This is a genomic window from Leptolyngbya sp. PCC 6406, assembly GCF_000332095.2.
GTDB lineage: Bacteria > Cyanobacteriota > Cyanobacteriia > Phormidesmidales > Phormidesmidaceae > PCC-6406.
On the sequence record NZ_KI913949.1, the window covers coordinates 566,106 to 578,770 of the forward strand.

10 protein-coding genes are annotated in these 12,665 nt (G+C 56.3%); 7 read left to right on the forward strand and 3 right to left on the reverse strand.

Annotated elements, in window-relative coordinates:
- Positions 1–115 precede the first annotated feature (115 nt).
- Complete coding sequence (locus LEP6406_RS0202635) at positions 116–1,762, reverse strand: DUF6930 domain-containing protein (protein WP_027268776.1); 1,647 nt, start codon at positions 1,760–1,762, stop codon at positions 116–118.
- Positions 1,763–2,071: 309 nt separating this feature from the next.
- On the opposite strand from LEP6406_RS0202635, the gene LEP6406_RS26350 reads away from it, so the two are divergent.
- The 5 genes from LEP6406_RS26350 (at position 2,072) to LEP6406_RS0202660 (ending at position 7,000) form a co-directional block, all read left to right on the forward strand.
- Complete coding sequence (locus LEP6406_RS26350; protein ID WP_008312125.1) at positions 2,072–2,596, forward strand: sterol desaturase family protein; 525 nt, start codon at positions 2,072–2,074, stop codon at positions 2,594–2,596.
- 33 nt (positions 2,597–2,629) lie between these two features.
- Entirely contained in the window at positions 2,630–3,442 is an 813-nt protein-coding gene (locus LEP6406_RS0202645; RefSeq protein ID WP_008312123.1) for a phosphodiesterase, read from the forward strand.
- Positions 3,443–3,723: 281 nt separating this feature from the next.
- Positions 3,724–5,304: a DUF3370 domain-containing protein gene (locus tag LEP6406_RS0202650; RefSeq protein ID WP_008312121.1), complete on the forward strand. Its 1,581-nt coding sequence runs from the start codon at positions 3,724–3,726 to the stop codon at positions 5,302–5,304.
- 165 nt (positions 5,305–5,469) lie between these two features.
- Entirely contained in the window at positions 5,470–6,114 is a 645-nt protein-coding gene (locus LEP6406_RS0202655; RefSeq protein ID WP_008312119.1) for an ABC transporter permease, read from the forward strand.
- A 148-nt stretch (positions 6,115–6,262) separates the two neighbouring features.
- Positions 6,263–7,000, forward strand: a complete 738-nt coding sequence (locus LEP6406_RS0202660) for a Uma2 family endonuclease (RefSeq protein WP_008312117.1) — start codon at positions 6,263–6,265, stop codon at positions 6,998–7,000.
- Between the two features lie 110 nt (positions 7,001–7,110).
- On the opposite strand, the gene LEP6406_RS0202665 is transcribed toward LEP6406_RS0202660, so the two are convergent.
- Entirely contained in the window at positions 7,111–7,326 is a 216-nt protein-coding gene (locus LEP6406_RS0202665) for a hypothetical protein (RefSeq protein WP_027268778.1), read from the reverse strand.
- On the opposite strand from LEP6406_RS0202665, the gene LEP6406_RS0202670 reads away from it, so the two are divergent.
- Both LEP6406_RS0202670 and gpmI read left to right on the forward strand, forming a co-directional pair.
- The gene (locus LEP6406_RS0202670) at positions 7,325–9,052 is read left to right on the forward strand and encodes an ABC-F family ATP-binding cassette domain-containing protein (RefSeq protein WP_008308183.1); all 1,728 of its coding nucleotides are present in this window, start codon (positions 7,325–7,327) and stop codon (positions 9,050–9,052) included. The genes LEP6406_RS0202665 and LEP6406_RS0202670 overlap by 2 nt on opposite strands.
- A 706-nt stretch (positions 9,053–9,758) precedes the next feature.
- Entirely contained in the window at positions 9,759–11,357 is a 1,599-nt protein-coding gene (gene gpmI, locus LEP6406_RS0202675; RefSeq protein ID WP_027268779.1) for a 2,3-bisphosphoglycerate-independent phosphoglycerate mutase, read from the forward strand.
- Positions 11,358–11,373: 16 nt separating this feature from the next.
- Here gpmI and LEP6406_RS0202680 read toward each other — a convergent pair whose 3' ends face one another.
- The gene (locus tag LEP6406_RS0202680; protein ID WP_225886398.1) at positions 11,374–12,339 is read right to left on the reverse strand and encodes an aldo/keto reductase; all 966 of its coding nucleotides are present in this window, start codon (positions 12,337–12,339) and stop codon (positions 11,374–11,376) included.
- Between the last annotated feature and the right edge of the window lie 326 nt (positions 12,340–12,665).

A 12,665-nucleotide genomic window follows, 5' to 3' on the forward strand; every position in this document is an offset into this window, starting at 1 on the left:
GGCGGGTTTTGAGCCTCCCATCCTGGATGCCCCAGTCAATACGAGCCAAACCCGCCCCAATACCCCATCACCCCAATACCCCATCACCCCAATACCCCAATACCCCAATACCCCATCACTCCCAATCCAACGCATAGGTCATCTGCAACGGCGGCAAGCTCAAGTCAGCGGGGGTGCGCGATCGCGTTTCAAAGAAGGCGACGCTTTCCCGAACGCCGGGTTTACCTCGGAAGGCTCCGGTGACACCGCTGGCAATCATGACAACGCAGCGGTCGCCATAGGTGTCTTGCCACTTGTGCCAGTTCTGGACAATGCGACGCTCTTCGGGATCTTCTTCAGAGAACTCCACGAATAGATGAAACTCCCCATCCCCAGTTTGCAAGAGTCCCAGGTGAAACTGCTCCCCGGTCATGGGGTCACGGCCCGGATTGAAGCACACCGCCGTCACTGCCTGGGCGGATTGGAGCTGTTCTGCCAGTTTTTTGGCCTTGGGTCGAGAGGTCTGAATCACCACCATAGGCACCTCATTTACCAAGGGAGGCTGGTGCTCCGCCCCGTAGTAATGCCGTAGCTCGCGCCAGCCATTCAGTACAGAAGCCGGGAAGTGGGTCAACAAAATCAGTGCCCCCTCTGGGATGTAGTCATCGCGAAAGGTGGGGAAGAGGCTCAGGTCCGGAGCGATGCCATCGTCGGAAACTTCGGCATCCATATCCTCCAGGGTCTGGGTCAGTTGGGGGTGGGTGGCTACGGTCACCGAGATGGAACTCCCATCCAGGGGATCGGGGAGGGTATAGTTGGCGCTGAGGGTCGGGAAGACCGCTTTAGAGAGCGCTCGTTCATGGGCGCTAAAAAACTTATGTAACGCCGTGAGGCTGACCCGAAGGGCTGCTGCCTCCTCTACTTCTAGACCGTGGCGCAACCCCTCTAGGGGATGGATGCTGCCAAAGTCTGGCTCCACTGCCGAGGGGGCTGCCTTCATCCAGGGTAAGGCAATGGGGGGGGTATCCTCCTCGTCTTCGAAGAGTTCAAAGTTCAGAAATAGGCAATCCTGGGACAAAAACGCCTGCTGCATTTGCTGGGTGCTGCGCCCCTTCATCAGGGCTGTCTCCCGGAATTTCTTGAGAGACTCCTCGGAACGATACAGCAGCAGACCGTATTCCATCCCCAGCATCCCCAGAACAGAGACGTAGAGGGTGTCTAGTTCCCAGCGGTTGAGGGTGATGGTAATGATGTGGTGATCGCTCAGCTCATTCCAGGGGGAAACATCCCACATATCCTGAGCCAGTTTATTCAGAATTTCCTGCCAACCCTCCGGTAGTTCGGGTTCGGCCACCATTTCCTGCTGCTCTAGGCTGTCGAAAATGTCATCAATTAGGGGTAGATGGGCGGTATGGTCGATGGCCACATCCAGGTTCTGGAGTGCTCCCCGCAGAAAAAACTGAATTTCGCGATCGCGCACCACTAATTTGTGGGGACGAGCGGGGGGCATAGCTCCCTGGGGATGCTCCATGGCTTGGAGCAGAGTACGGGCTACTGCTTCCGGACCAGTATCCGCCGGGACAATGCTGACTGCCCGCAGGACCCCCTCGGTGCCATCTACCCAGATGATGCAGTCGCTGGCGTCATTTTCCTCTACTTCGCTGTCATAGCCAAAGGCACTCAGCATGCCATGGGCGATGGGGCGGCGGTCGCCTTCCCAAACTACGGGGAGTTTAGGCAGACGACTGAGGCGAGCACAGGCAAGGGGGCTGAGGGTATACATACACCTATAGAAAGCAAACACTTCGGCTATGGAGCATCCCGTCCCGCAGCAGGGACGAGGCATTCACATTTTCCTGAGAAACCAGTCCTGGAAAACTAGCGCTACCAACCCCATCCCGATGGCCCCCATGAGGCCGGGAGATAAGGCAAAGGGCTAGTTGAATACCTTAGCGGAGATTTAGGGTCACGGGCGATCTCGTCGTGTCTTTGGCAAGAGCTTAAGCCAGACTCTACAGGGTTTAAATCCCAAATTAAGGTCTTGTTAACATTCGATTGATAGCGTGGCCCCAGGCCGTGAGGAGAAAATGCCTTGGACGTTATCAAAGCATTAGCGGCGGCAGGACTACTGCTGCTGTTGGGAGATTTTGTCGCCACATTTTGTTACCACGTGCCCGAGCACGTATTTGGTAAGTTTCATAACATTGTCCACCATAGTCCCCGCCGCAGCTTTGTCCGCTACGCCCTGCGGACCCGTCAGCCCCTTGCCCTTCTGGATGGGTTTTGCAGCGCTCTGCCCTACTTCGCCTTTGTGCCGCTGTTGTGGCTTCTCTCCCCCTGGGGCATTGCCCTGGGGCTGCTGCTAGCGGAGGGCCATGTGATCTGGCGGCATCGGTTCCCTCCCCAGTATTGCACCCCCGACTGGCTGAAAATCCTGTGTCGCTGGATCGGCATTACTACCCCCGAGCGCCACTGGATTCACCATCGCTATGGCTACCGGGCCTTTGGCGATATTTTCAGTTTCTATGGCAAACCTGCTGAAATGTGGCTGATTTGGCTACGCTGGGTCAAGCGCAAGGGGCTAGCCTCGGGGACCGAGGCCAGTCCGGCTCCCTAGGGGGCGCGCCACGGTCACCCTCGGGAGGAATCCATGCTGATTGCCCAAATTACGGACCTGCATGTGGGGGTCATGGGTCAGAAGGTCTATGGTCTGGTAGATACTCCAGGCTTTTTGGCCGCCGCGATCGCGCATCTGAACCGCCTCAATCCCCAGCCCGATCTGGTCATCGCCACGGGGGATTTGGTGGATGAAGGGACGGTGGCGGAATATCAGACTCTGGCAGATCTCCTGGCTCCCCTCCGCGCCCCGCTCTACTTGGCCCTGGGCAACCATGACGATCGCGATGCCTTTCGTCAGATCTTTGGTGATCTGCCTTACGTGCCTGCCGAAGGGGTTCTCCAGTACGCCGTGGAGGACTATCCAGTGCGGTTGCTGGTGCTGGATACCCTGGTGCCGGGGGCTAGCCATGGGGAACTGGATGCGGACCGTCTCGCTTGGCTAGAGCAGCAGCTTGCAGCACAACCCCATCGGCCTACGGTGATCTGTATGCACCATCCTCCCTTTGTTACTGGGCTTCCTGGCATGGACAAGCTGTTTTGCCGGGGAGCAGAGCCCCTAGCGGCCTTGGTGAGCCAGTATCCCGCCGTGGAAAGAATTCTATGTGGCCACCTCCACCGCCCGATTCAACTGCGGTGGGCAGGCACCCTGGGTAGCATTGCCCCCAGCGTCGCCCATCAGGTGGCCCTCCGCTTCCCTCCAGCGCGGGAGAATGCCTTTGTCATGGAGCCCCCCGCCTTTCAACTCCATCTGTGGCATCCCCAGGCGGGGCTGGTGACCCACACGGCCTACGTTGGAAATTTTGACGCCTATTCCTACGCCACTAAAGCCCCTATTGCCTTGTAGGGGACTTGCACTTCAATAGCCGAATGTTTCTCCCAAATCCTGGAGTGGGCCTAGGGGCAGGGTTCAGACCGGATCTATCGCTTTCTTGATCCCGTCCCCGGTAGCCGCCTAGGGCAGTCAATGATATGTTTGTTGACACTCTGTAATAGGGACGATTGTGTGTCCGTGTTTGTTGTAGGGTGCATCGGGTTTTGAGGGTCTTGAATAAGGATCTTGAAACCGCGATCGCAGATTCCCCCTACCCGTCTGGATCCCTGACTGGCCCTGAGACTGAATACCCTATGTTGACTGCATTTTCATGGCTGTCCCTTGCCCACATAACTCTGGCAACTCCAGCCCTTCCGGTCGAGGCGGCAACGGCTCCGCCCCAGCTAGCCCAAGCACAACAGTACGCTGAGGTCATTCGTCAACAACCGATCCGTCCCCTACCGGGACAATTAGACTCAGTCCCCGTTTTTAATAGCAACAGTCCCGAACTGGTGCAACGGGAAGGCATTCTCCTCTCCACCTTTCCCGCCGAGGGCATGGGTAACCCCGAGGCCCACCTGGATTTTCCCTTTGAAGGTCGCTTCGATATCTTTGCCCACCACGTCGCACGGGGGTTAACCCATGAGGATCGACGCACCCTATTCATGGGCACCGTGGTCTATAACCCCACCAATCGTCCGATCACCCTTCGGGTATTGCAGGGGGTCAGCTACCTGAGCCAAGAGGCCCCCTTTAACGCTCTCCCTCCCTACGTTTTGAACCCCTACGGGCAGGTTTTTGCAGGGCCGGGAAGCCGTACAGCGACGGATATTTTGCAGGGCCGCAACCAAAACCAGTGGCCAGAATCAGTGGAGATTCCGCCCCAGCAGGCATACCTGTTGATGAATGCCCCCATTCCCCTGCGGCGGCTGCCCTTTCCCGTAGACGCCACCTTGCCCCCCGGATCGGTGCTCCCCCTAGCCTCAGTCCGAGAAACGGGGATATTTATTGCCTCCGCCGAAGCTCTGCGGGCAAACCTGCCCTCCGTAGCCCCCGACCGACCCTTGCCCAGCAATGGCCGATCGGCCCTGCTGTATATGGAAAGTAGCGGCCCAGTGTATGTGGCCAATATGGCCATGTATGCCCCCCGCACCAACCGGGGCGAAGAGCGGGCTCCTACCCTGCGGGAGTGGCTGAATATGCTCGTCAACCAGGGTGTAGCCGGACCTCGGGATTTACCCCCCAGTGACCCTAGCACCTATCGGACGGGGCGCTTTTTTTACGGTCGTGTGGCAGGGGTGGCCCAGGGATCGAAGTGGACTGCCCGCGTTACGGAGGGGCCAAACGCCAACCACTTGACCATTCCCAATCCGGGGCAGGGATTCTCCTATGTGCTGAGTACGGTGGATCGCAACACCCTGGGCACGGGTCAGGTGCAAAGTGCCGAGATGCTGGTGCGCTATCCCGACACCGCCTACCGCGCCCATGGCAACTATGGCATCCATTACCAGGTGTCGATGCCGCTGAAAAACCCTACCGATGTGGAGCAAACTGTCGTTGTCAAACTGCAAACCCCCTTGCAGGATGAGGCGCTGACGGAGGGCCTGCGGTTTCGTCAACCCCCGGAGGACCGCATCTTTTTCCGGGGTACAGTGCGGATTCGCCATGTAGGTAACTTGCTGGGACGAAGGCGGAATCGCTATATTCACGTGGTCCAGCGGCGGGGCCAAGAGGGCGAGCCCTTGGTGCAAGTTCGCATTCCTCCCCAGGCGGATAGCTTGGTGGAGGTGGATTTAATCTATCCTCCAGATGCGACCCCGCCCCAGGTCTTGACGGTCAAAACCTTGGGCGGCACTGAGTTAGCGGGGGTGACGGTTCCTGCTGAAGCCGACTAGTGGGGTATCAACTCAAAGTGGGACAACTCTCGTGGGGAGGAGTTAGGAGCCAGAATCTAGGAAAGTACTGGATTCTGACTCCTAGCTCATGACTCCTGAATTCCTCGGAGCCCATATTGTCTCGGCTTACGTTGATGCCCCTTTGGCATATAACTTTGGCAGCCGATGGAACTCCTCCACCAAGCCTATGGCTATGCTCTGGCCAATAGTGATAAGTTCTGGGCCGCTTGTCAGCAGCACCTGTTGCTGGTGGCGGTGCCTCTGGCGGTGAGTTTGCTGCTGGGGTTACCCCTGGGCCTCTGGAGTGCGCGATCGCAACGGGTCTCCAACCTCGTGATCAATGGGTTCAACATTCTGCGAGTGATTCCCAGCTTGGCAATCTTGTTCTTGGCCATTCCGGTACTGGGACTCAGCTTCAACGCCGCTGCGATCGCCTTGACCCTACTGGCCATGCCCCCAATTCTGATCGGCACTGACGTAGCCTTCCGCACCATTGACCCGGCGGTGCAAGAAGCTGCCAAGGGTATGGGCATGTCTGGTAGCGACATTCTGCGGCGGGTGGAAATTCCCCTAGCGCTTCCGGTGGTAGTCTCTGGTATCAAGACCGCCACCGTGGAGGTGATCGCCAGCGCCACCCTGGCCGCCTTTGTCGGGGCGGGGGGACTGGGGGAATTTATCGTCCTGGGATTTGCCGCCTACGATTCCGCCATTTTGCTGGTGGGGGCGGTGCCCGTGGCGCTGCTGGCGCTGCTGGCGGAGGTGAGCCTCAGCGCCCTACAGCACTTCCTCCAGCCCCCAATCGCCCCATAACTCTGCTTCTGAAAACAAAGCCCTAAGAACATTGAGATCGCTACCCTATAAGAACGCTCCAAGATGCTGTGCAACGTGGATGGCAGGTTTCCTGCCCCAAAGAATGTATGGTTAGAAAATTCTGTCGGTCAATCGTGGAGGAGACAGGATGGTTCTTTCCGTCGACGTACTAACACAATCCCTGTTCTCCCCGACCGTTACCTGGAAAGCGCTGCCGGATGACTTTCCCCTGGCAGATGAGCCTGTGGAGAATACGAGTCAGCCTTTGATCGCTGGGGCGCTGCGAGAGTCCCTAGAACTTGCGGGCTACCTTCGCTCTGACATGCTGATTGCCTCCAATCTCGGCATCTGTGCCACGGTCAATGGCACGTTAGTCATTAAAGCCCCAGATTGGTTTTGCGTTACCGCTGTACTACCAATCCCTGAAGGCCATGATCGGCGCAGTTACACGCCGTATCTGGAGGGTGAAGCCCCCAAGGTGGTGATGGAATTTCTCTCGGAAACTGACGGGGGTGAATATTCCTCCAAGCGCACATTTCCCCTGGGCAAATGGTTTTTCTATGAACAGATTTTGCGAGTACCGGTGTACGCAATCTTTGCTCCGTCTACCGGCACATTAGAGGTACATCAGTTGCAAGATGATCGGTACGAGCTTGTTGTCCCCAATGCAGGCCAGGGCTATTGGCTAGCGGAGATGGGCCTATGCTTGGGGGTATGGCAGGGCAAAAAGGAAGGCCGCAGTGGTTACTGGCTACGGTGGTGGGATGAAGCGGGTAATCTGCTCCCCTGGGCGGTTGAGCAGATTGAACAGGAACGTCGCCGTGCAGACCAACTGGCGGAACTGTTGCGATCGCAAGGCATAGATCCTGATGACATTATTCTCTAAACACACCCAAATATATTGATTCTCCGCGCCCTCGCCATTTCCACAACTCCGGAATGGAGTTGGGGGCGGTGCAGAGGGACCACCACGCCGTAACATTTGTTAAAGTGGCCCTAGTCCAGTTCATCTCGATCCAGTTCATCTCGATCCAGTTCATCTCGATCCAGTTCATCTCGATCCAGTTCATCTCGATCCAGTTCATCTCGATCTTTGCAGCCGCTTCCTGGGGCTAACCCGGTTCTAGCCTCGGACCGGGCTGAGTTCACTGGATTGGCCCCGGTTCTCAAGGGCCACACCCCCTCGCGACAGTCAACGGAAACCCTGCCCATGCTACGTCTGGAAAATATCAGCAAGATCTACCCCACCGGGGAAGTTCTCAAAAACGTGAACTGGGAGGTGAAACCCGGCGATCGCATTGGCCTAGTGGGGGTAAATGGGGCGGGAAAATCTACCCAGCTCAAAATTATTTTGGGCGAAGTCGAGCCCACTACGGGGACCGTGGTGCGTCCCAATAGCCTGCGTATTGGCTATCTGAACCAGGAATTTGACGTGGAAACTGCCCGCACAGTGCGGGAGGAATTTTGGACCGTCTTTCATGAAGCTAATGCCATCCATCACAAGCTAATGGATTTGCCTCACCGGATGGAGGTGGCGGATCCCGAAGAATTGGATACGTTGATCCACGAGCTGGATCGACAACAGCGCAAATTTGAAGCCCTAGATGGCTACGGGCTAGAATCCCGCATTGAGAAAATCTTGCCGGAGATGGGGTTTACTGCCGAGGAGGGCGATCGCTTCGTCAGTGAATTTAGCGGCGGCTGGCAGATGCGGATGGGTCTCGGCAAGGTGCTGCTGCAAGAGCCTGATATTTTGCTGCTGGACGAGCCCACTAACCATCTAGATTTAGAAACCATTGAATGGCTGGAGACCTACCTCAAGGGCGTAAATACGCCTATGGTGATCGTCTCCCACGATCGCGAGTTTCTAGACCGCCTCTGTACCCAAATTGTGGAAACGGAGCGGGGGGTATCCTCTACCTTCCTGGGTAACTACAGCGCCTACCTGACTCAAAAGGCGGAAACCCGTGCGGTGCAACTGAGCGCCTACGAACGGCAGCAAAAGGAGATTTCCCAGCAGCAAACCTTTGTAGATCGGTTCCGGGCCAGTGCCACCCGCAGTACCCAAGCCAAGAGTCGCGAAAAACAACTGGAAAAAATTGAGCGCATTGAGGCCCCCATCGCCGATGTCCGCACCCTGCGGTTTCAGTTTCCCCCCGCCCCCCGCAGCGGTCGCGAGATGGTGACCATCTCTAACCTGACCCACTATTACGATGATAAAATTCTCTTTCTCGATGCCAATCTAGAGATTGAACGCGGCGATCGCATTGCCTTTTTAGGCCCCAATGGTTGCGGCAAATCCACCCTGCTGCGAATGATTTTAGGCCGCGAGAAACCAGTGGAAGGTCAGGTGGCGTTGGGGCAACACAATGTTCTACCCCAATACTTCGAGCAAAATCAGGCGGAAGCCCTAGACCTGGAAAAAACGGTCTTAGATACGCTTCATAGCATTGTTCCCGATTGGAAAATGGAGGAGGTCCGCACGCTACTGGGGCAGTTTTTATTCAGCGGAGAGATGGCCTACAAAACTGTGGCGGCCCTCAGTGGTGGCGAAAAGGCTCGTCTGGCCTTGGCCTGTATGCTGGTGCGTCCAGCCAATCTCCTGATCCTAGACGAGCCGACAAACCACCTGGATATCCCCGCGAAGGAAACCCTGGAGGCCGCCCTATGCCAGTATGACGGCACGGTGTTGTTGGTGTCCCACGATCGCTATTTTATCTCCCAGGTGGCGAATAAAATTGTTGAGGTTCGGGAGGGAGAACTGCGCCTCTACCGTGGCGACTATCACTACTACCTAGACAAGGTAGAGGAGGAGCGGGAGCAGGCTCGTCAGGCGGCGCTGTCAGCAGAGCAGGCGGCCAAGGCGGCGGCCCGTCGGCAAAAGGATAAGGAAAAGCAAAAAGCCAAAGCTGAGACCCGTAAGGCTACTCGAGCCTAGAGAGCGGCTATAGGTCTACCCTCAGAGAGCGTGGTGGATCCTCTTTATGGGGGCTGTTGTGCACAGATCACACCTCTCCTTTTTCTTATTTCCTTACGCTCTGCCAGGGCTACGATGGCCTCTTGGCTCCTCTGAAGCAGAAAGCCGCAGAGTCGCTAGAGAGTACTGTCAGGGTATGCTGAGCCAGGGGCTGGGGACTGGGGGACAGGGTTAAGACCGAGGGTCCATCGGACATACCGAAAAGGGAAGATCATGATCCCAATCCTGATTACTCCCATTTTTAATCCGAATTAGTTGATCCCCGAGATCGATTGCAGTGCTGTTCCTCTTTCTATCGCTACCTAGAAGTCAGATGGGTAGGGAGCGCGATCGCAGATCCAATACCCGTTCCAGATGCCATGGTCGAGGAAATTAGATACAGGCGGATAAAGTATGCTCAAACGTGACGGAGCTGCTCATAACGCTCCCAAGACATCTCCCCAGGATTGCTGAGGGACAAAATTGATTCTGCCCAAGCATCGCTTTAATAGTCTTTGATGCTGGAGACAGGGGTCACCCCCCCCATCCTGATCTCACGGATTCTGCACTTGTCAAAGGTGCAGAAATCAGGTAGATATGCCATTAATTGAGCCGCCATCAGCCGCATAAATTCAAAGTGGTATGATCGCTGCGATCTGTGTCTAGCTTGTAAGGACTCTTTTACCCCATGGCAAAAGCATCAGTCTCGCCTATGGTGCTCGTTATTCTCGATGGCTGGGGATATAGTGCCGACACGGATGGAAATGCAGTCACCGCAGCCAAAACCCCTGTGATGGATAGCCTCTGGGATGTCTATCCCCACACGCTTATTCAGACTTCGGGAAAGGATGTGGGATTGCCCGACGGCCAGATGGGAAACTCCGAAGTCGGTCACCTCAACATTGGTGCGGGGCGGGTCGTGCCCCAGGAGCTCGTTCGTATCTCTGATGCCGTCGCCGATGGCAGCATTCAGGAAAACCCAGCTCTTTTAGAAATTTGCCAGACGGTACGCTACCGCAACAGCAAACTGCACTTGATTGGCCTCTGCTCCGATGGCGGTGTTCATTCCCATATTGAGCACCTATTTGGCCTCCTGGAAATGGCCAAAGCCCAGGATATTGAGGATATCTGCATTCACGCCATTACCGATGGCCGGGATACCAAACCGACGGCGGGTCACGCCTCTATTCAGGCAATCCAGGATCACCTCGATTACTTGGGCTGTGGCCGTTTGGTCACCCTCAGCGGACGCTACTATGCCATGGACCGCGATCACCGCTGGGATCGCGTGGAGCGGGTCTATCGTGTCATGACGGAGGATGGCGAGGGTACTGAACGATCGGCGGTGGAAATCATGCAGGCCGCCTATGCGGAGGGCATTAACGATGAATTTATCAACCCAGTGCGTTTGGCTCCCGGTGCTGTAGAGCCGGGGGATGGCATTATATTTTTCAACTTCCGTCCAGACCGGGCTCGTCAGCTCACCCAGGTCTTTGTCGATCCCAAGTTCACAGGCTTTGAACGGACCCAGATCGAACCCCTGGCCTTTGTTTCTATGACCCAGTACGACAGTATGCTGCCGGTCAAGGTCGCCTTTGAGCCCCAGAACCTGAGCAATATTTTGGGGGAAGTGATTGCTAATCACGGCTTGAAACAGTTCCGCACCGCTGAAACAGAGAAGTATGCCCATGTCACCTACTTTTTCAACGGTGGTCTGGAGGATCCCCTAGAGGGAGAGGATCGAGAGCTGATCCAGAGTCCCATGGTGTCTACCTACGACAAGGCTCCCCCCATGTCTGCCTCTCAGGTGACCGATGCCGCGATCGCAGCCATCGAGAAGCAAATCTATACCCTCATCGTTATTAACTACGCCAATCCTGACATGGTGGGTCATACGGGCAATATGGAGGCCACGGTTCAGGCCCTAGAAACAGTAGATGCAGAGATTGGTCGTCTCTTAGCCAGCGTGGGGCGTGCCGGAGGCACCGCGATCTTGATTGCAGACCATGGCAACGCCGAGCGCATGTGGGATGAAAATGGTAAGCCCTGGACCGCCCACACTACTAATCCAGTCCCCTTCATCTTGGTGGAGGGGGAAGGGCTGAAGGTTCCGGGTTTTGGGACCGACGTGCAACTCCGCGAGCAGGGCCGCCTAGCGGACATTGCCCCCACTATTTTGGATATTCTGAATCTTCCTCAGCCAGAGGAAATGACCGGGCAGTCTATGCTTCGCCCCGCCGCCCTCGACGTGCGTCCTAACCGTACTCCGGTTCAGTTGCGTTTGTAGGGGGTGGAGGGGTCATCTACAGCCAAGCCTGGGTGACGCGGCTCAGTTGGGCTTGCTCTTCGGGTGTCATGGCCCACCCTAACGCTCCTGCATTTTGACGGGCTTGGTCCGCTGTTTTTGCGCCGGGAATAGGGACAACATTGCCATGACAGACCAGCCAGTTGAGGGCAACCTGGGCCAGGGTCTTATTGTGATTGGCGGCAATCACGCCCAGGGTTGCCAGCACCAGCTCAATCTTGGCCAGCCCCTTTTGGCTAAAGCGGGAGCTATACTGGCGTGCTCCCTTGGGCTGTTCTGAATTCTTGAAGCGATACTTGCCGGTCAAAAGGCCCTGGGCTAAGGGGCAATAGGCCAGGATAAGAACCCCTAAATCCTGTGCCGTGGCCAGGACATGATTGGTCTCGATTTTGCGGTGGAGTAGGGAATACTGCACTTGATTCACGGCTAAGGGCACCCCTAAATCCGCGAGATAGTCGTAGGCTGCGCGCATTTGCTGGGCGGAATAGTTGCTGACCCCTACGGCCCGAATCCGGCCCCGCTTTACCTCTTGCCCCAGGGCCTGCATTAAGGTCCGTTGCCCCATGAGGAAGTCAAAGGGCCAGTGCACTTGGTACAGGTCGATGGTGCCGCACTGCAACCGCTCTAAACTGGCGGTGAGGGTATCAGTCACTGCCTGGGTATTAAATCGCCAGGGTAGGGGAAAATACTTGGTTGCGATCGCAATGGGCTGATCTGTAGCTTGCTGAAACCGCCCTAGCAACCGCTCAGATTCCCCCCAGCCATAGATCTCAGCGGTATCAAAGAAGGTAATGCCTGCTGCGATCGCAGCCTCAAAGGTAGCCCACAGATCCGCCTCGGTATAGTCCTTGCCATAGCTCCAGAACAGGGAGTCGCCCCAGGCCCAAGTCCCCACCCCCAAGGCGGGAATTTCTGTCCCTTCCGGCCCTAACATGACCCGTTGTATTCCGGTTTGCAGTTCCATTTCGGTGACCCATCCACCCACTATCATCTGTTGCGAAATGTAACACGTCTGCCTAGATCTTGCCGATTAAGGGCAGTCCAGCCGCTTCACAATCGCACCATCTGCTGCAACCTCACCCTTTTCTCCGGGCATCCTCTGATAGCATACCCATGGTTGAATACCAGGCCCTTTCCGTTTTCCCTGGATTTCAGCGGAATATTTCAGCGGACATTTCTTCTGGAAAAGTTTCCTGTAGCGGGCGATATCCCTTGATCCAGGGATTGACCATCAGGAGTAACCTTTCTTTAGGAATCATGGACTGGTCAGCCCATGTGTCTTTATCCATA

Coding starts and splice junctions, on each gene's coding strand:
- LEP6406_RS0202635 (WP_027268776.1), bottom strand. CDS start 1,762: ATGTATACCCTCAGCCCCCTTGCCTGTGCTCGCCTCAGTCGTCTGCCT.
- LEP6406_RS0202645 (WP_008312123.1), top strand. CDS start 2,630: ATGCTGATTGCCCAAATTACGGACCTGCATGTGGGGGTCATGGGTCAG.
- LEP6406_RS0202650 (WP_008312121.1), top strand. CDS start 3,724: ATGTTGACTGCATTTTCATGGCTGTCCCTTGCCCACATAACTCTGGCA.
- LEP6406_RS0202655 (WP_008312119.1), top strand. CDS start 5,470: ATGGAACTCCTCCACCAAGCCTATGGCTATGCTCTGGCCAATAGTGAT.
- LEP6406_RS0202660 (WP_008312117.1), top strand. CDS start 6,263: ATGGTTCTTTCCGTCGACGTACTAACACAATCCCTGTTCTCCCCGACC.
- LEP6406_RS0202670 (WP_008308183.1), top strand. CDS start 7,325: ATGCTACGTCTGGAAAATATCAGCAAGATCTACCCCACCGGGGAAGTT.
- LEP6406_RS0202665 (WP_027268778.1), bottom strand. CDS start 7,326: ATGGGCAGGGTTTCCGTTGACTGTCGCGAGGGGGTGTGGCCCTTGAGA.
- gpmI (WP_027268779.1), top strand. CDS start 9,759: ATGGCAAAAGCATCAGTCTCGCCTATGGTGCTCGTTATTCTCGATGGC.
- LEP6406_RS0202680 (WP_225886398.1), bottom strand. CDS start 12,339: ATGGAACTGCAAACCGGAATACAACGGGTCATGTTAGGGCCGGAAGGG.